The organism is Paenibacillus sp. UNC451MF, assembly GCF_000686845.1.
In the GTDB taxonomy this organism is placed as follows: domain Bacteria; phylum Bacillota; class Bacilli; order Paenibacillales; family NBRC-103111; genus Paenibacillus_S.
On sequence record NZ_JMLS01000002.1, the window covers coordinates 97790 to 114830 of the forward strand.

20 protein-coding genes are annotated in these 17041 nt (G+C 46.0%); 10 read left to right on the forward strand and 10 right to left on the reverse strand.

The annotated features are described in order from the left end of the window. The first annotated feature begins 144 nt into the window (after positions 1 to 144). Entirely contained in the window at positions 145 to 339 is a 195-nt protein-coding gene (locus BP97_RS0103565) for a hypothetical protein (protein ID WP_028547871.1), read from the forward strand. A gap of 119 nt (positions 340 to 458) precedes the next feature. Next, the gene (gene tatA / locus BP97_RS0103570) at positions 459 to 701 is read left to right on the forward strand and encodes a twin-arginine translocase TatA/TatE family subunit (RefSeq protein WP_028547872.1); all 243 of its coding nucleotides are present in this window, start codon (positions 459 to 461) and stop codon (positions 699 to 701) included. An 8-nt stretch (positions 702 to 709) separates the two neighbouring features. Here tatA and BP97_RS0103575 read toward each other — a convergent pair whose 3' ends face one another. Next, complete coding sequence (locus BP97_RS0103575; protein WP_028547873.1) at positions 710 to 1879, reverse strand: MFS transporter; 1170 nt, start codon at positions 1877 to 1879, stop codon at positions 710 to 712. Between the two features lie 133 nt (positions 1880 to 2012). On the opposite strand from BP97_RS0103575, the gene BP97_RS0103580 reads away from it, so the two are divergent. Then, complete coding sequence (locus BP97_RS0103580) at positions 2013 to 3194, forward strand: putative glycoside hydrolase (protein ID WP_028547874.1); 1182 nt, start codon at positions 2013 to 2015, stop codon at positions 3192 to 3194. A gap of 68 nt (positions 3195 to 3262) precedes the next feature. Here the strand turns inward: BP97_RS0103580 and BP97_RS0103585 are convergent, their stop codons facing one another. From BP97_RS0103585 to BP97_RS0103595, 3 genes are all read right to left on the reverse strand, one after another. Next, positions 3263 to 3934 carry a uracil-DNA glycosylase gene (locus BP97_RS0103585; protein ID WP_036745460.1) on the reverse strand — a complete coding sequence of 224 codons (672 nt, stop codon included), beginning with the start codon at positions 3932 to 3934 and terminating at the stop codon, positions 3263 to 3265. Positions 3935 to 3958: 24 nt separating this feature from the next. Beyond that, a complete protein-coding gene (locus BP97_RS0103590; RefSeq protein ID WP_028547876.1) occupies positions 3959 to 4492 on the reverse strand; it encodes an NADPH-dependent FMN reductase in 534 nt (177 codons plus the stop codon). A 92-nt stretch (positions 4493 to 4584) separates the two neighbouring features. Then, complete coding sequence (locus BP97_RS0103595) at positions 4585 to 4794, reverse strand: DUF3906 family protein (RefSeq protein WP_028547877.1); 210 nt, start codon at positions 4792 to 4794, stop codon at positions 4585 to 4587. 120 nt (positions 4795 to 4914) lie between these two features. Between BP97_RS0103595 and BP97_RS0103600 the strand changes: the two genes are divergently transcribed. Further along, on the forward strand, positions 4915 to 5346 hold the full coding sequence (locus BP97_RS0103600; RefSeq protein WP_028547878.1) for a peroxiredoxin: 432 nt from the start codon (positions 4915 to 4917) through the stop codon (positions 5344 to 5346). Between the two features lie 74 nt (positions 5347 to 5420). Here the strand turns inward: BP97_RS0103600 and pfkA are convergent, their stop codons facing one another. From pfkA to BP97_RS0103620, 4 genes are all read right to left on the reverse strand, one after another. After that, positions 5421 to 6386: a 6-phosphofructokinase gene (pfkA, locus tag BP97_RS0103605; RefSeq protein WP_028547879.1), complete on the reverse strand. Its 966-nt coding sequence runs from the start codon at positions 6384 to 6386 to the stop codon at positions 5421 to 5423. A gap of 42 nt (positions 6387 to 6428) precedes the next feature. After that, complete coding sequence (locus BP97_RS0103610; protein WP_051620388.1) at positions 6429 to 7454, reverse strand: tetraprenyl-beta-curcumene synthase family protein; 1026 nt, start codon at positions 7452 to 7454, stop codon at positions 6429 to 6431. Positions 7455 to 7497: 43 nt separating this feature from the next. Next, positions 7498 to 8094, reverse strand: a complete 597-nt coding sequence (locus BP97_RS35150; protein ID WP_036745462.1) for a hypothetical protein — start codon at positions 8092 to 8094, stop codon at positions 7498 to 7500. A gap of 146 nt (positions 8095 to 8240) precedes the next feature. Further along, positions 8241 to 8558, reverse strand: coding sequence for a hypothetical protein (locus tag BP97_RS0103620; RefSeq protein WP_028547881.1), 318 nt, complete (start codon positions 8556 to 8558; stop codon positions 8241 to 8243). Between the two features lie 169 nt (positions 8559 to 8727). On the opposite strand from BP97_RS0103620, the gene BP97_RS0103625 reads away from it, so the two are divergent. The 6 genes from BP97_RS0103625 to BP97_RS0103655 all read left to right on the forward strand — a co-directional run bounded on the left by BP97_RS0103625 (position 8728) and on the right by BP97_RS0103655 (position 15652). Further along, complete coding sequence (locus BP97_RS0103625; protein WP_028547882.1) at positions 8728 to 10062, forward strand: polysaccharide biosynthesis protein; 1335 nt, start codon at positions 8728 to 8730, stop codon at positions 10060 to 10062. Between the two features lie 18 nt (positions 10063 to 10080). Next, positions 10081 to 11250 carry an MFS transporter gene (locus tag BP97_RS0103630; RefSeq protein WP_231506203.1) on the forward strand — a complete coding sequence of 390 codons (1170 nt, stop codon included), beginning with the start codon at positions 10081 to 10083 and terminating at the stop codon, positions 11248 to 11250. Positions 11251 to 11689: 439 nt separating this feature from the next. Further along, positions 11690 to 12382: an ABC transporter ATP-binding protein gene (locus BP97_RS0103640; protein WP_028547884.1), complete on the forward strand. Its 693-nt coding sequence runs from the start codon at positions 11690 to 11692 to the stop codon at positions 12380 to 12382. Next, a complete protein-coding gene (locus BP97_RS0103645; protein WP_028547885.1) occupies positions 12379 to 13782 on the forward strand; it encodes an ABC transporter permease in 1404 nt (467 codons plus the stop codon). Before BP97_RS0103640 ends, BP97_RS0103645 begins: the two co-directional genes overlap by 4 nt. 12 nt (positions 13783 to 13794) lie before the next feature. Beyond that, on the forward strand, positions 13795 to 14895 hold the full coding sequence (locus BP97_RS0103650) for an efflux RND transporter periplasmic adaptor subunit (RefSeq protein WP_028547886.1): 1101 nt from the start codon (positions 13795 to 13797) through the stop codon (positions 14893 to 14895). 109 nt (positions 14896 to 15004) lie between these two features. Continuing rightward, on the forward strand, positions 15005 to 15652 hold the full coding sequence (locus tag BP97_RS0103655; RefSeq protein WP_028547887.1) for a nitroreductase family protein: 648 nt from the start codon (positions 15005 to 15007) through the stop codon (positions 15650 to 15652). 264 nt (positions 15653 to 15916) lie between these two features. Here the strand turns inward: BP97_RS0103655 and BP97_RS0103660 are convergent, their stop codons facing one another. Continuing rightward, a complete protein-coding gene (locus BP97_RS0103660; protein WP_028547888.1) occupies positions 15917 to 16114 on the reverse strand; it encodes a cold shock domain-containing protein in 198 nt (65 codons plus the stop codon). A gap of 107 nt (positions 16115 to 16221) precedes the next feature. Continuing rightward, positions 16222 to 16929 carry a class I SAM-dependent methyltransferase gene (locus BP97_RS0103665; RefSeq protein ID WP_028547889.1) on the reverse strand — a complete coding sequence of 236 codons (708 nt, stop codon included), beginning with the start codon at positions 16927 to 16929 and terminating at the stop codon, positions 16222 to 16224. Positions 16930 to 17041: the final 112 nt, after the last annotated feature.

Genomic DNA, 17041 nt, shown 5'->3' on the forward strand with positions numbered 1-17041 from the left:
GAAAATATTAGAAACATATCCCATACTTTTAATCATAAAATATGTTATAATGAGGTCAGTAATTTCATAATCCCCTCATGCTTTACCGGTTCTGCTCTCGTAAGTTTTTGCCTGATCTTCTCCAACAGATGATGAGAAAGGGTGATGCTTGTGGAAACAGTAAAGTTATCGACGATTGTGATGAGATTGACTCCCGAGTTGTATCCTTTTCTGAAGCGGTCCGAACTCGATTTTGAGATTGTGCTGCGTAACGGGCTTGAAGCGTTGGAAGCGGAGGATGCAATGGAAATCATTCAATACAGCATTTCCGAACATCAAAAAGACGCCTTGCTCCATTGAGGGCGTCTTTATTTTGGACTAAATCCAAAAAAAATTTATGTTTTCGTAATAATTTATACTTATAATTACCTTAATTAATGGTATGATAGATTCAAGACTATAAAACGGAGGTTGATCGCATGGGCGCCCTATCACCTTGGCACATCATATTAATTGCTCTCGTCGCTTTGCTGCTGTTCGGACCGAATAAATTGCCTGAGCTTGGACGCGGTTTCGGTAAAATGTTCCGTGAGTTTAAAGATGCTACAACAGGTAACGGAAACGCAGGATCTAACGATGATCCGCCTGCTCAGAAGAAAGAATTGGTATCTGCTGCTGAAACACAATCACATGACAACGTACAGCACAATACGAATAAATAGCCCCACACTCATCCGCCATCAAGGCTGGATGTTTTTTTTTGCCTAAGGTAAGCATGAGTCCCCAGTATAAGAACGGAAGCAACCGCTGTCATCACAGCTCCAAAGCTGTACATGGCATGCCCTCCCCATTCATCCTTAATATAACCTCCTACAAATCCCCCCGTAATTCCAGCCATTCCAAGAAAAACGGCAGACAGCATCGCTTGCCCTGTAGAACGCATCGATTCAGGCACAAGACGAACCGCATACTGAACAGCGACGATCCAGAAGACGGCGAACGTCACGGAGTGGGTCATCTGGAGCCAAATCAATACAGTCGGGTCCGTAATCCATGCATACAACAGCCAACGAATCGTGTACAGTACAGCAACAATTCCTAATAGAGCGAGTTCATGAAATCGGTGCATCACCCTACTGAACAATGCAAAGGTCGGAACCTCACTAAGTGCAGCTAGCGCCCATGCCCAGCCTGCCATCGAATCGGTCGCCCCCAGATCCTTTAAATACAAGACAAAAAGCCCGTCGTTCATCCGATGAGGCACCATCAATATAAACACGAGAAACAAAAACCACAAGAATAAACGATTATTCAATACGCTTGTAAAAGCGCTGAACGATATCCGCTGACCGCCGCCTTTATCGTCCTTAAGAAACAATAAAAGTACAAAAGGCAGAATCCATATGGACCAATACAAGCCAGGGATATGCTGTACCCCTCCCATAGCGGTAAGCACAATGCCGGCTGTCATGGCGATAAGAGTATATCCCATGGATCCCCACATCCGAACAGACCCATAAGCAAGCCCCTCCAGCAGTGTAGCCTTGATCGTAAGACTATCCAGGAGCGGAACGGAGGACAGCATAAAGAAATAAATGAGAAGCATAAAGACAAAAGCCCATACATAACCGCTCGTATAAAAAATACCTACGCTAGAAATTACAGTCAGCAGCCAGAGAACGCATATAATCAGCTTCGATGTATTGTAGCGATCACTTAAATACCCCCATAAAGGCTGAGCAAATATAGCTACAAATGGACCAAACATCATTAACAAGCCGATCTGTGAGGAAGAGTACCCTTTAAGACCAAAATAAATGGGAAGAAAAGGCATGAGAACTGCTGTCGTCGCGTAATAAGAGAAATTAAGTCCTCGCAAGGTCCATATTTGTTTTTTCATAGCACCGGTCCTCTTTTGGGTAATATAAATAAACACACAGAAATTCTACAAAATGCGCCAAAGTTCTCTATCAACCTACCGACTCTTTTATTATAATTAAACATATCATTCTGGCAAGGAGAGATCGACTAACATGGAATTATTATTAGCATCGCTATTAATGGTGATGGGCCAGGTTCAAACCGATCATCCCGATGTAAGCTTTGACCAGCTTGTACAAGCATCGCTTGATTCGAAAAATGCCGTCGTTCAGCAAGTGTCTGGCTCAAACAGCACAAACGGCAACTACCTGAGACCCCTAGACAAGCAAGACCCTCAAAAGGACGCTCCCAAAGTAAAAGGCGTTTACGTTACCGCTCATAGTGCAGGCGGATCGAGAATGAATACATTGATGAAGCTAATGGACGAAACCGAGCTCAATTCTATGGTCATCGATATAAAGGACGACTGGGGCTACATAACTTACGATACAGGAAACGCTGAGCTTGCAGCGATGGAAACGACTCAAAAAATTATTACCGATATGCCGAAGCTTATAAGCACGCTCCAGGAGCATCAGGTTTATCCGATTGCGCGAATTGTCGTTTTTAAAGATACCGTATTAGCCAAAAAACACCCGGAGCTTTCTTTCGTCAATCCGGATGGTACGCTTTGGGGGAATGGAAAAGCGAACCCTGACAGTTTTGTTAATCCTTATAAAAAAGAAGTGTGGGATTATAACATCGCAATAGCAAAAGAAGCCGCTAAAGCTGGTTTTAAAGAGATCCAGTTTGACTACGTTCGCTTCCCGGAAGGCTTCGAGAAACGGGCGGATACACTAAAGTATGACAAAGACGAGCGTTCCAGAATTGATGCAGTAGCCGAATTTGTGAAATATGCCCGCGAACAAATGTCACCTCTAGGTGTCCGAGTATCGGTAGACATCTTCGGTTACGCAGCTTCGGTTCCAGCCGCAGAAGGAATCGGACAGGATTTCGAAAAAATATCGGAAAATGTAGATGTCATTTGCCCGATGATTTATCCAAGCCATTACAGCACCGGCTGGTTTGGCGCCAAAATTCCAGATGCTGAGCCTTATGTAACGATCAACGGTGCGATAAAAGATACGCAAAAAAAGCTGGAACCCATCAGTAATATTCAGCCTATCGTCCGTCCATGGATTCAAGATTTCACTGCCTCTTGGGTACAAGGCTACATCAAATACGGCAAACATGAGATTGAAGAGCAAATCAGGGCGCTTAAGGATAACGGCGTTGATGAATTTTTACTTTGGAACGCAGTCAATACGTATACGGCAAACGTAGAATACAAGTAACCTCACAAAAAGACCTCATTGGAAATAAATTCCAAAGAGGTCTTTTTTGCATCTTATGAAGGTTATGGTTATAAGTTCGGAATTTGCCAATCGATTTCAGTGGAACCGATGCTCTTAAGAAACTCGTTCGTCCTTGAATAAGGCTTGCTGCCGAAAAATCCACGATACGACGATAATGGGCTCGGATGCACTGAACGCAGCACCAGATGGTGACGGTTCGTTATGAGCTGCATTTTCTGCTGGGCGTGGCTGCCCCATAAAATGAACACAATCGGCTGTTCTCTTTGATTCAGATGATAAATCACACGGTCCGTGAATTTTTCCCAGCCCATTCCTTTATGGGAATTAGGCGTTGCCTCGCGTACGGTCATCACCGTGTTCATCAGCAGAACGCCCTGCTCTGCCCAACGTACCAGATATCCGTTATTCGGTATGGTACAGCCCAGGTCATCGTGAAGCTCTTTGAACATATTTTGCAGCGACGGAGGTGCAGGCACTCCCGGTTTAACGGAAAAGCTTAATCCATGCGCCTGGCCTGCCCCATGGTAGGGGTCCTGGCCTAAGATGACCACTTTTACGGAAGCATATGGGGTCAAATGCAGCGCATTGAAAATATCATACATATCAGGGTAGATAGTTCGCGAACTGTACTCTTCCTTCAAAAACTGGCGAAGCTCCTTGTAATAAGGCTGCTCGAATTCAGGAGCAAGCAGGTCTCCCCAATCATTGTTCAAAATCATACCTAATTTCACTCCAACTCATCCTTACTTGCGAAACGTGCTCACCATATGGACAAAATACTGCAGCGTGCGGTGAACCCGTTCCTTGGTCTTCAAGTTAGCCGGTTCCCCTTCAGGGCTGAATAGCCTCTGCTCTCCCCCGATGGAGATCCATTCCGGGCAGTTAATGCCATGTACGTTGCGTACGATCGTTTGCAGCTGCTGCAAGGAACTGACGCCAACCGCACCACCTGTAGAGCTGACCGACAACACTACTTTGCCGTCAAAATGATCGAAGCCGACATGATCCAGCGCATTTTTCAATACGCCGCTTGGCGCTCCGTGATATTCCGGTGTCGCGAGCACAATACCGTCCGCTTCCTTCAGTTGTTTCTTCATATAATGCAAATTGGCATCGTCAGACTCTATGTCCGGGCTGAAGAAAGGAACAGTTAACTCATTCAAATCAATCAAAGATACAGTGCAGTCATGACCTTCCAGAACAGTTTGAATATATCGGCATAATTGAGTGCTTGTAGAATGCTTGCGATTACTTCCTGCTAAAATCGTTATTTTCATATGGTTAGCTCCTTTTTATCACTTTACATACATTTTAGTATAATATGTATTATTAGTCAATAAGAGGAATATGACTATTTCGATGTCACTTCTTACTGTTGCTTCGTTTCTATTACATAGCCAGCGCCTTTCACAGCACGTTTCTTCTCAATAATGCTTGCTTCCACAACCTCTGGTGTGCTTACAAAATGACGCACCAGCTGTTCTTCCAAATAATCGAAGGCTTGAGCGTCATTCTCCGCAAGCGTCGTAATGTAAACCGTCTGATCCTTCAACTCGACTTCCAGCTTGTACAAATACACAGGTGTTCCTCCTAGTATTAAGTCATGCTCTTTATGGTATCAGAATCAGTCCCAGCTTGCATGTGTTTTCTGCTTTTCGTTACAATGGAACTAGCTAATTCATAAAAGGAGCTGAACTCCATGCTTTCTATAGGCCTACCCGCTCCTGCTTTTGAGGCAGAGAGCACCCTCGGACCTGTCCGACTAAGCGATTCGTTAGGAAAGCAGCCGATTGTTCTCATCTTCTATCCTAAGGACGAAACGCCGATATGCACGAAGCAGCTGTGCGCTGTTCGAGATTCCAAGTCTCAATACGCTCAGTTTAATGCCCTTGTACTAGGAATCAATCCAGGGACAGTAGCGGAGCATCAACGATTTTCACAGAAATTTGCTTACGACTTCCCGCTTATATCCGATCAAGATGAACGCATAAAAGATCTGTACGATGTCGGGAATTTTTTATTTCTCGGTCAGCAGCGCATTGTTTATGTTATTAATCAAGCTGGTACCATTGTTTACGCCAAAAAAGGAAACCGTCCAACAAAAGAAATCCTGGCTGCTCTCTCCACCTGATTATGCAGCGACAAAAACCCGCTTGAGCCTCCTTCAAAGGATGCTTCAACCGGGTTTTATACTTGCCATAAAGCTTATTGGGACAAGCGCTTCGTCAGCTCATACAGGTCCATGTTAAACTCTTTTTTCGTATTGACTACGAGATCAATATCCGTTGCTACCAGCTCACCTTTGATTACACCGCAGGATTTGCCGGAATCGCCTTCGATCAGCTTGCGCACGGCAAAATCGCCCAGCTTCCCACCTAAAATACGGTCGTTATGCGTAGGAGCACCTCCACGCTGAATATGACCCAATACCGTTACGCGAGGCTCGATGCCGTTACGTTTCATAATTTCATTGGCGATGTCTTCGCCTTTGCCAACACCTTCGGCAACGACAATAATACTGTGACGTTTACCTTGTCCGAAGTTAACCTTCATCCGCTGAGCCATTTCATCCAGATCGTAAGGAACTTCAGGAACAAGAATCGTTTCCGCACCGCTTGCCAGTCCTGCGTACAAGGCGATATCTCCGCAATGTCTGCCCATAACCTCAACAACGGAGGAACGCTCATGCGAGCTCATTGTATCACGCAGCTTGTTGATGGCATCGACAACAATGCTTACCGCCGTATCGAATCCAATGGTGAAGTCCGTAAAAGGAATATCGTTATCGATTGTTCCAGGCAAGCCCATCGTTTTAATACCCAGCTTGCTCAGCTTGTTAGCCCCTTGATAAGAACCGTCGCCACCAATAACGACGAGCCCATCGATGCCTCTTCTCCGTAGATTCTCAGCACCCAACTGCTGCCCTTCCGGAGTGGTGAACTCCTTACAGCGAGCCGTTTGCAGGATCGTTCCTCCACGTTGAATAATATCGCCTACACTCCGCAAATCCATCTCACGAATATCGTCATTGATCAAGCCGGCGTAGCCGCGTTGTACCGCATACACCTCAAGTCCGTGAAACAATCCGCTGCGCACTACCGCGCGTACTGCTGCATTCATACCTTGCGAATCTCCGCCGCTCGTCAAGACGGCTATTTTTTTAATAGACATGTACGGTTCCTCCCAAACTGATGCACTTTCTGTGCTTAGCCATTAAGATGTTTTGCGAATCCAAACGCTGTTTATAAAGAAAAAGAGTCGGGTCAGCGGGCTTCCCTTCATCAATTCTCGTGAAATTTGTTTGACCTGCTTTTGCTCCTTAACCTTTGGATCGGATAAATAGAGAGCTAACAAGCCTTCAATAATCATACGGTGAAAAGCCGGATGGTCCAGTCGATTGGCTTTGTTCCGTGCCTCAATGACGATCAAAGCAATCCGCTCGATCGTTTGATCCATATTCTCATAATAGCTGCAAAAGTTTAAATCGCCGCCAAGTTCGTCCTCTTCTTGGTCAATTAAATAATCAAGCAAAATATGCAAGCCGCAAATATACGGGAAATAAGCGGCATGAATGATATTTACTGTATCCGTATCAAGCTCTGGGTCTGAAGCAGCTAAAAACAGCATGAACATCCCGAGCGTAGATCCTGTTGCAGCGGCGAACTCATTCCAGCTTATGGTTGGATATTGCGATTCGTGCTTGCTCCACCAGGTCTGAAGCGCTTCTTCCCTTAATTCATGGCGAATATGCTTGTACACCTGCAAATCACAATATAAGCCCACCAGATGGCTGACTTGCTTCGCGACAAGCGAATAGGAGGGCAGCATCCGAATGCTGGCTTGACAGGTTTTGACCAATTGATTTAAATAGTCTCCGTCTTCCTTCTCCACGCGGTATGCATAGTAGTCATGTAAAGGCTCGGCCGGATCCACTGCATCAAGCATCGCTTGATGCAGCATGCGGAAATCATCGGGATCCATGGAAGTGCTCCTGTCGCACAAATTATCCAAGTAATCGCTGATGGTCTGAAGGGCCACAATGAGCGGAATTAGTACGTGACGCATCGGCAAATTGGCGACGGCATAGACAGCCCCGCCTTGACAATGAAACTGCTTGCTGGTCATGCTGGCAATGGCTTGTTTTTGCAGTTCCTCATCTGGAATGCGTTCTGCAATCTCGCGCCAATAATTCAGCTGCTCACGTACCTCCGGCAATACATAACGATATACACGCAGCATGAGATGCAAGGAATTGTTAGGGACTCGAGAAATATGACGGAACTCAAAGCTCAAGCGAGTTCCCCCCGCTCTGTTGATACGAATACTGAATTAATAGCTTGATTTCAATCCACTGCAGTTCGGTCAGCAGCTCTTCAGCCAAATCGTCTTGAACGACAGTGACTTGCTGCTCCACAATATCAGCGAACAAATAAGCATCCCAGGAAGCCCCGGATACCAAAGCTTCAAGCTTGTTCTTTAACGTCGGGCTCTCTATCGAGTCCAAATCAAAGTTCTTATATGCCTCTAGTGCAGCTGCAAGCATCGAAGCTTGGACAGGATGAAGCCCTGCTTGTCGAAACCAATACTTTGCGTTACTGTAGTCCCCTTCCATCCTGTGCATAATTCCGTGCCAGTAGCTGCCCGTGGAATTATGAATCTCCTGAGACAACGAATGGGATTTATCGAGACTCTCATTTAATAAATACAGTCCCGCTTTAACCGCCAAAGCATAGGGAAAACTGCTTGATTCCACTCCATCTGTCGACAGTTTGCTTACGCGAATATCATGCAGCTCATCCCATTCCTCCATAGGATATAGCGATGGCTTATGATCCTTCAATATATTCCATACTCTGCTTACCGCTTCCGTCCATGCCAAGGTGCTTTTCACCTCTTTTCCTATCAAACTCATAACCTTTATTATATTACAAAGATTCGACAATGCCCACCAAAATTCACTGGATGATTTTAAGGTTTTATATAAATAAATTTGAAAAGTGCTACTTTTTATACATCATGTAAGGATTAATGGTGAGCCGCTGAAGCCGTAATATCCTGATTGACCCTAAACCACAGGTGCAGCTCGTTAATTGTCCCCGCCAACTCAGCAATCTCACTGTTCAGCTCGCAGGATATTTTAAAGTTATCTTCAACATCCAACTGGTTTTGTTTACGGATAATGATGCGCTCCAGACGTTTTACATGGTCAGGTATCGTTCCGCGAATTTCTTCCCAGCGAAGCAGGATCTCGGCTCTCTCTTCCTCCGTATATTCTTCCCATTCTTTCTCCAGTTCCGGAAGCGGGATACCAAGACGTTCGTCTTGTACAAAAGTCCATGTCATGGAAGTTCCGCCTTTCTTGTCTGCGTTCGTTTTTATCTTCATTACTGTACCATGAAGCCGCAGCCTTCTGCCAGTAGTTGCAGAAATTTTCCGCCCTTATTGCAATAAATGTATGCTATACTGTTTAGCGTGCTTTGTTCACGTTAAACTACTTGTAGGAGCCCCTTTTATGAACAACATCCAAGAACAGAGAGTAACGTTCCGACAGCTTCTGGCTTTTTTCATTCCGCTCGGCATTTCAGCAAGCTTGGTTACCATTTCACACGTTATCATCAACAGTACGCTTGCTCGCTCAGCACAGCCTGAAGTCATTATTGCCAGCTACGCCTTGCCGCTTAGTATATTAGGTCTTACCGAAAAGCCCGCTGTCTTGATGAGACAAACCTGCTCTGCTTTGGTCCGCGACCGGATATCGTTCAGAGCTATGTCCGTCATCAGCTGGTACATATTAGCCTGTATCATGCTTCTAGGCGCCCTGATTTGCTACACCCCGATCGGTAAATGGGTGTTTTTGCATTTTTTCGGAGCCGAACCATCCATGGTACAGCCAATGATAGAAGTGTACCAGATTCTCATGTTCGTCAGCATTTTTTCAGGTCTGAGATGCTTATACCATGGCATTATCATTTTCAACATGCGCACGAAATGGCTGACGATCGGGATGGTCATTCGTCTTGTGGCTATGTACCTGCTCTCGCTTTACTTCATTCATACGAACCAAGTGGACAGCGGACGTGTAGGAGCCATTCTATTTCTTACAGGAATGATCGTCGAGGCTGCAGTAAGCATTTGGGAAGGCAGATCGCTGCTGAGACAAATACCGGAGAAAAAACCGGATCATCCTATCGAGAAGCCGAAGCAAATATTTCAGTTTTACAGACCGCTGCTCTACTCTTCTGTCATCGCCGTTATAGTAGGTCCTTCTGTAAATGCATTTTTAGGAAAAACGATGGATTTTCAGCTTGCCGTCGCATCGTTTGCGATCGCGAGCAGCCTGACGAATCTGGTGCAAAGCTTTTTCTCCTATATTCATCAAATTGTTTTGAACTTTTATCGTAAAGATGCTAAATCCGTCATGCGGTTTACTCTAACGCTTGCCTTTATTCCGAGCATTCTCATTGCGCTCTTATCTTATACCCCAATCGGACCATGGTTTATGGAAAATGTGATGGGTGTCAACGAACGGCTAATGCACGCGAGCCTCGATACGCTTCGAGTGTTCATGATTACGACGCTTGTGTTTCCTTGGCTGGACTTTGCCAACGGGATGATCATGCTGCGCGGTGAAACGAAGGTCATGGTCTGGTCGCAGGCAGCGAATGTGTCCGTCACACTCCTCTCCCTTGTGCTGACCATCGTGATGACCCCAGGCTGGAACGGGATGGTCGGAGCATTAGCTCAATCACTAGGGCTAGCCGCCGAAGCGGCCGTTGTATGGTTTGTCCTGCGGCAAGTCCTTAAGAGTAATGATAAGCCGCCGTTTCAGATGACATTAAAAACATAGAATCGAGTGAGTGATCAAGTGGACAGCAGCATTCAGTTGAATAAAACGAATTTCGGAGTTCAGCGCGGATTTACGTTTTCATTCTATATGACAATGGCTATTATTGTTTCTTATTTTCCTTTGTACTTCCAATCGATTGGCTATTCAACAATCCAAATCGGTCTCTTGTACTCCATCGGACCGATGATCGGGATCGTTTCCAATTTATTTTGGGGCATCGTCAGTGACAAGCTTCGGACCGTCAAAAAAATATTGATCTGCATCCTTGCAGGTCAATTGATTATGGCGTTTATAGTGTTTCACACAGGACATTTCGGTCTGCTGATGTTCTTCATGGCCATCTTTTTCTTTTTCCAGTCTCCTACCAGTTCATTGAACGACAGCTTGACGCTCCTAAGCATCAGCGGTACGAATAAAAGCTACGCCTCCTTTCGTATATGGGGCTCCATCGGCTTTGCCGTAGCCTCTCTTGTGTTCGGTATGCTGCTAAAGCAGCAGGGCTCCAGCTTGACTGCGGTACTCAGTCTCAGCACGATCAGCATTTCCTTTCTGCTCTCCCTAATGCTGACGGATGCCCGAAGCCATTCCCGTAAAAAGCTTGAATTCGCCGGCCTGGTGCAGATCGTAGCCTCCAGAAGGCTCTTGCTTTTTTTGCTGACGATTACTATCGTCTCGGTTGCGCACCGATTTAATGACGGGTTCTTGGCTTTGTTCTTGAAGCAGCTTGGGGCGGATCAATCCATTGTCGGATGGTCTTGGATGGTATCGGCAACAAGTGAAATACCGATCTTCTTCCTGCTCAGTAAATACGGACATCGGTACAAAGAGCTTCCGTTACTTGCAGTGTGCGGAATCGTGTACGCCGTACGATTCCTGTTGATGAGCCAAGTCGATAACCCGCTCTGGGTTATCGCGATCCAAGCGATGCACAGCATTTCCTTCGGTATTTTCTTCTTCACCGTCATTCGTTATATCCAACGAAATGTTCCTGATGAATTCCGTTCGACTGGGCAAGCGATATTTGCCGTCTGCTGGTCGGGATTAGCCGGACTGATCAGCGGTACGCTCGGAGGCTGGCTGTTCCGCGACTGGGGTCCCCACTGGATGTATGGGATAGGGGCGCTGCTTTCCTTAGTCGGCGTTATCGGGTTCTTGATCCTTCATTATGTGTACAGAGAAGATGAGTAATCTTCTCTGATTGATGAGAGAAACCCATAAAACTTGAAATATTGCTAGTATACTCCGGTGGGGTATGCCACTCCAGCCGCTATTGTTCTTGGGAAATTTTCATTTTATTCGCTTTACGGAGGGGATTTCCCAAGAACAAAGGCGGCCGCTTCGCTCTTCCAGGGGATACCCCACCTACCCATATAGCAAATTTTCTCGAAGAAACAAGTTTCTCGACAAAACTCAGAAGATGAATAATCATCTTCTTTTCCCCTATTTTCAAAAAACATTCATATTTACTCACATTTTTTTGCAAAATGTGCAAGAAAATGTCCAATCACAACGTCTATATAGTGAAGGCATCGTGTGAGTAAAGCTAAGCCCTGCTGCATGACCTGCAATCAGGGCTTTTTTATGCCCGCAAAGATGCTTGTGAACCATGAATTGACGGAGGGGTTATGTGCTTGCAGTTGAACATCTATCACACCGTTTCCGCAATGGAAACGAAGAAACGCCGGTTCTGCATGACATCGATTTTTCCGTTGCCAAAGGAGAAATTGTTGCATTGCTGGGCAGCTCCGGGTCAGGCAAATCTACGCTGTTGAATTTAATGGCAGGCTTAATGAAGCCGACCCAAGGAAGCATTCTGATCAGCGGTCACGCGATTGATCGAATGTCCGAAAACCAGCTGGCGGAATTCCGTAGAACCCACATCGGATTTATATTTCAATCCTATGAATTGATACCGCACTTGACCGTACGGGAGAATGTGGAGCTTCCCCTTGTTTTCCAAGGCGCGAAGGCCAAAATCCGCAAAGAAAAAGCGATGGCTTTATTGACTAAGGTCGGACTTGGCGAGAAAACCGAAATGTTCCCATCCCAGCTGTCAGGGGGTCAACAGCAGCGTGTCAGTATCGCACGTTCATTGGTTACCGAGCCTGCTATCGTGTTCGCCGATGAGCCTACAGGCAATCTGGACACGAAGACGGAGAAAGAAATCATCGACCTGCTGATCGAGCTCAACCATACTTTACAGATTACCTTTGTCATTGTTACCCATGAGCTTGAAGTAGCCCGACGAACCCGTCGAGTTATCCAACTAAGAGATGGTTACTTGGTTGAAGACAATTTATGGGCTGGTGATAGCCAATGAAAACATTCGATTATTTACGGCTCGGATGGGAGCAGCTTCGGAGAAGAATGGTCGTAACCGCTCTGTGTGCTATGGGCATTGCAATCGGCTCAGCATCCATCATTGTGGCTCTTTCCTTCGGAGAATCCATTAATCATTACAGCCGTGCTCAAATGAGCTACTATATGAAATCGGATGAAATAACGGTCCGCAGCGGTCAAGCACCCAACGCCGACTCGGCAGACACGAATGCCAACAAACCTTACGAGCTTAACAAAGCGAAGATCGATATTTTGCGTACGCTGCCGAACGTTAAGGCAATCGCCACTTATCAAACGTTCAATCAATTTCAATTTGAAGTGGACAGCAAGAAGGGCTACATTAACAACCTGTACGCGACCGAGCTTGATACGCTAGAAGCCTTTGGGTACGAGCTCCAACAAGGTGGCGCAGCCGATCTCGATAATACGATTATCTTAAGCTACGGCGCTACAATGGGATTGTTCGATGCCCAAATATCGCGTTCCAGAAGCCAAATGCTGCAAAATCAACTCGACAGTCGTGAAGCATCCGATAATTGGCGAAGGCAAATGCTCATTTCGTATCCGATTTACCAAAAACAGATTGTATTAAAGCCGCAAATTTTTCGTTCCGACGGTATTGAAATCTCCAATCTGAGTTTCCCGCTTCGTGTCGTCGGCATCTTGAAAAAGCCGGAAGGAGTTCCCGACGATGCGGTCATGAATATGAAGACGGCCTTCATCTCCCCTGCTATGGGCAAAAAGCTTCGCGATGCCATGAACGCTGCCAATGCAAACGATAATAAAAAATCCGGCGGCAGCGGGAACAGTGCGATAAAGGTCGAGCCCGAATTTAATGAAGTAAAAATGAAGGTCGATAACAGCTCCCACGTAAAAGAGCTGGAGGAGTTAATCAAGAAGCTGAAGCTGTCGGCTGAAACCAACATCCATCGAGAAGAACAGATGCAAGGCGAATTAGTCATTTTACGTCTAGTGTTCGGCGGAGTCGGCCTCTTCATCCTCTTCGTTGCTTCCATCTCCATTATCGTCGCCATGACGATGTCCACCTACCAGCGAAGACGTCAAATCGGGATTATGAAGGTGCTCGGTGCGAACCTCAGGCAAATTCGCAATATGTTTATGGTGGAATCCGCCTTACTTGGGGTGCTCGGAGGGGCTTGCGGCATTTTATTGTCCTATTGGGTCATCTGGGGAATCAATATCGCTGTCCAGCGTTTTTCTCCACCTCGTCCCGGAGCCGAGCAGGAGATACTGTTCATCAGTGGCTGGATACTGCCAGTAGGGCTATTCTTCGCGGTACTGACCGGTGTCCTGTCAGGAATTTATCCTGCCGTCAAAGCATCGCGAACCGACGCGTTAACCGCAATCAAACGAGACTAGGGGAGTCATACAATGAAAAAGAAAACATGGATTTCGGCCATCGCCGGCATTCTCGTCATAGGCATTTCAGGAACTTTATACATTCAAAGTCATAAATCGCCGCCTCGGCAGCCAACAACCAACGCTGCTTTATCAGCGCTTAGCTTCAAAGTTTCCCGTGAGGATTTGACCAACTCGGTTGAGGTAAAGGGCAAAACCTCTTATCAAAAAGAAACCTATGTCAACGCTCCGTTTACGGCCGACGTCAAAACATGGTCAGTCAGCGACGGTGCCCAGATCAACAAAGGCGATGTGATGTTTCAACTCGATGACACTACCCTAAATGACGAAATTGCGACCCTTCAAGCGAATATGAAGAAGCAAGAGCTTGAGCTACAGCTTGCGCAATTTCAAAAGGATCTGCCCAGTGAGCAAACCACATCAAGCGCTGAGGGCTTATCGGAGAAAGATGCTAAGCAGCGTTATGCCGAATCCAAGAGCAAGGAAGTTACGGAAGAGATCAACCGTTTAAATCTTCAACATATGCAATCACAGTTATCCCAAAAAACGGACAAGCGCAAATCCGCTCAGTTCACTGCTCCAGAAACCGGCATTTTTCTGTTCGACAGCACGAAGCAGCCCCAATCCGTTAAAGAAAATGAACGAATCGGAAAAATCGTCGATCTTACCAAGCTGCAGCTTCTTTGCTATATCGGTGAATATGATTTGTTTCATTTGAAGGTTGGTATGCCAGTAGAAGTTCGCGTGGATGCACTCAAAAATACGAAGCTGCAGGGGAAAATAGATAATATCTCCAAATTCGCCAAAAGCAGCGGCTCCAGCAGCGATACAGTCAACACGACGGCTGCCCAGTTTGAAGTCGTCATCTCCCTAGAGCCTAATGAGCAGCTTATCGCGGACCTTAGCCTGACAGCAACGATTGTAACGGACATGAAGCCCAACGCTCTTGTCGTCTCCACTCTGGCCATCCAACGGGATAAAGATCAATATTACGTGATGCTGCAAAACGGTCAAGCCGTGGAGAAGCGCGAGGTCAAGCTCGGCCTGGAAACTCCGGAGAAAACAGAGATTGTTAGCGGACTAAACGAAGGGGATACGGTTGTCATTCAATAATACGCTGTAACAGGTTGTCATTCCTCAACAAACCCGATATAATTGAACGGTAGCTCATAGTACCAAGTCACAAACCATGCTTAGGCGAGCTTGAAGGGATGGAATAACCATGCATTATGATGATTTTAAAACGATCCTCCACGAACGAAGAAGCGTTCGCAAATACACAGATCAAGAAGTAGCTATTGAAGATATAAAAGAACTTATCGATTGCGCCCGTTACGCCCCAAGCGATACCAATTCCCAAACATGGGAATTCATCGCCATAGTCAACCGCGAAAAAATCAAGCACATCGAGCAGCTCACATGGGACCAGCTTCATAAAAAAGCGGCCGAAGCCGAACAACGCGGACTGAGTAAAGAAGGACGCTTGCTTGTAAAATCATTCGGACCTTACGCTACCGCTTTTTCCGATGCGCCTGTCCTGATCGTATGTTTGGCGACTCCTTACACGTCCAAATTTAGAGACCGCATCTTTGAACCTGTACAGTTGGTTCCCGAGTCTGTCTGGGAAGAAGAAGGCATCAAGAGCAGCTGTCTGGCTGCCCAGAACCTGATGCTAGCCGCTCATGCTCGTGGAATGGCTACTTGCCCAATGACTGGCCCTGTGCTGCTAGCTTCAGAGCAGTTGAGAGAATATCTTGATATCCCATCCCACTGCCAGATTAATATGGTCATTGCCTTAGGATATCCGTCAGAACGCCCAGGCAAGCTTCCTCGCAAAGAAGTAGACGATATATTGCGCATCGTGAACTAATTATTTGATAGAGAGAACTATAAAAAATCCCGTCCCCCTTTAAAGGGACGGGATTTTTTGGTAAACCCATACTTATGGTCTCCGCATCCTGCATCAAGGCTGCAATAAAAAAAAGCATTCTCTCAAAAACCGAAATTTTCAAGAGACGCTTTTCCTTATGGATGCTATGACACTAATATATAAGAAAAACCGACGCAATACCAAGATGTAGATCCATCTGCAACAGATGGGTTTATTCGTGTCTCACGCCGTCGTTTTTAGATCTTATAGCTTAATGACGTTAGCTGCTTGAGGACCACGGTTTCCTTGAGTGATTTCGAACTCAACGGATTGGCCTTCTTCAAGAGTTTTGAAACCGTCGCCTTGGATTGCGGAGAAGTGAACGAATACATCGTCGCCACCTTCAACTTGGATAAATCCGTAGCCTTTTTCTGCGTTAAACCATTTAACTGTACCTTTCAATGAAAACAACCTCCTAGAAGTATCGCCATCTAAGGGCGAATACGTTAATTATACCATCACAATTATTATAAATCAACCTACAAAAAAGAATCAAGCCTTATGTAGAGCTATTTTTTTAGACTTAGAAATTCCTTCGACCCAGGTATAAAGACTAGCTCCGATGTACCCATTTCTGCCATAACTCCATCTGATTCCAAAGCCGTCAATAAGGAATCCAGGTTCGGATAACGATCCCAGCGTAAGGAAAACAGTGGATAAATCAACACTCTGCCACCTTTACGGCACACGCGAAGCAGCTCACGAATGGCTCTCAGATGGAACTCCTCGTCAAACTGCTCTTGATACAAGAACAAAAAATGACTGCACAACACTAAAGAAAACGTATCACTCTCAAAAGGCAGCTCAGGCAACCTCGCGGCCCTGTAGATATCCGTTCCTTCAGAACGTTTGAAGTCTTCAACGAACCGCTGAATCGACTGTTCTCTTAATCCACGATGACGTTCCAAATCCCCGTAATAGCTCCAGTCATATACCTCTTTAATTCCATTTAGCTTTTGGGTCGATACTTCGATCTCCCGCTCTCCATGCTCTTGTATGGACGCCGCGTCCATCGAATATAGCGGATCTGCCGCTTGCGCCGAATAGCCTCTAGCATTCGCTTCCGCGACGAAAGACGACGCGCCCGAAGCTACATCCAATATCCGACCTTCCTGTAGTATAGATGGTTCCAAGGCAAACATACGTTCATACTCGGCAAAAGATCTGCACGTCATTGCGACGCCAACCTGCTCATAATGGCGTTTACTCATACTCATCTCATCTCTCCTATTCTATTCTCCGCTTCTCTCATCACAGTGGATCCACCGTAAGCTTGCCTACGCTAAGCTTATTGGGATTTTATCACGTTCAGCCATTTTATGGCAACGC

Excerpts from the sequence above, each read along its gene's own strand:
- BP97_RS0103655 (WP_028547887.1), top strand. The coding sequence starts at position 15,005 with ATGCATTATGATGATTTTAAAACGATCCTCCACGAACGAAGAAGCGTT.
- BP97_RS0103650 (WP_028547886.1), top strand. The coding sequence starts at position 13,795 with ATGAAAAAGAAAACATGGATTTCGGCCATCGCCGGCATTCTCGTCATA.
- BP97_RS0103645 (WP_028547885.1), top strand. The coding sequence starts at position 12,379 with ATGAAAACATTCGATTATTTACGGCTCGGATGGGAGCAGCTTCGGAGA.
- BP97_RS0103590 (WP_028547876.1), bottom strand. The coding sequence starts at position 4,492 with ATGAAAATAACGATTTTAGCAGGAAGTAATCGCAAGCATTCTACAAGC.
- pfkA (WP_028547879.1), bottom strand. The coding sequence starts at position 6,386 with ATGTCTATTAAAAAAATAGCCGTCTTGACGAGCGGCGGAGATTCGCAA.
- tatA (WP_028547872.1), top strand. The coding sequence starts at position 459 with ATGGGCGCCCTATCACCTTGGCACATCATATTAATTGCTCTCGTCGCT.
- BP97_RS0103625 (WP_028547882.1), top strand. The coding sequence starts at position 8,728 with ATGAACAACATCCAAGAACAGAGAGTAACGTTCCGACAGCTTCTGGCT.
- BP97_RS0103600 (WP_028547878.1), top strand. The coding sequence starts at position 4,915 with ATGCTTTCTATAGGCCTACCCGCTCCTGCTTTTGAGGCAGAGAGCACC.
- BP97_RS0103565 (WP_028547871.1), top strand. The coding sequence starts at position 145 with ATGCTTGTGGAAACAGTAAAGTTATCGACGATTGTGATGAGATTGACT.
- BP97_RS0103585 (WP_036745460.1), bottom strand. The coding sequence starts at position 3,934 with ATGATTTTGAACAATGATTGGGGAGACCTGCTTGCTCCTGAATTCGAG.
- BP97_RS0103580 (WP_028547874.1), top strand. The coding sequence starts at position 2,013 with ATGGAATTATTATTAGCATCGCTATTAATGGTGATGGGCCAGGTTCAA.
- BP97_RS0103665 (WP_028547889.1), bottom strand. The coding sequence starts at position 16,929 with ATGAGTATGAGTAAACGCCATTATGAGCAGGTTGGCGTCGCAATGACG.
- BP97_RS0103610 (WP_051620388.1), bottom strand. The coding sequence starts at position 7,454 with ATGCTGCGTGTATATCGTTATGTATTGCCGGAGGTACGTGAGCAGCTG.
- BP97_RS0103575 (WP_028547873.1), bottom strand. The coding sequence starts at position 1,879 with ATGAAAAAACAAATATGGACCTTGCGAGGACTTAATTTCTCTTATTAC.
- BP97_RS0103620 (WP_028547881.1), bottom strand. The coding sequence starts at position 8,558 with ATGACATGGACTTTTGTACAAGACGAACGTCTTGGTATCCCGCTTCCG.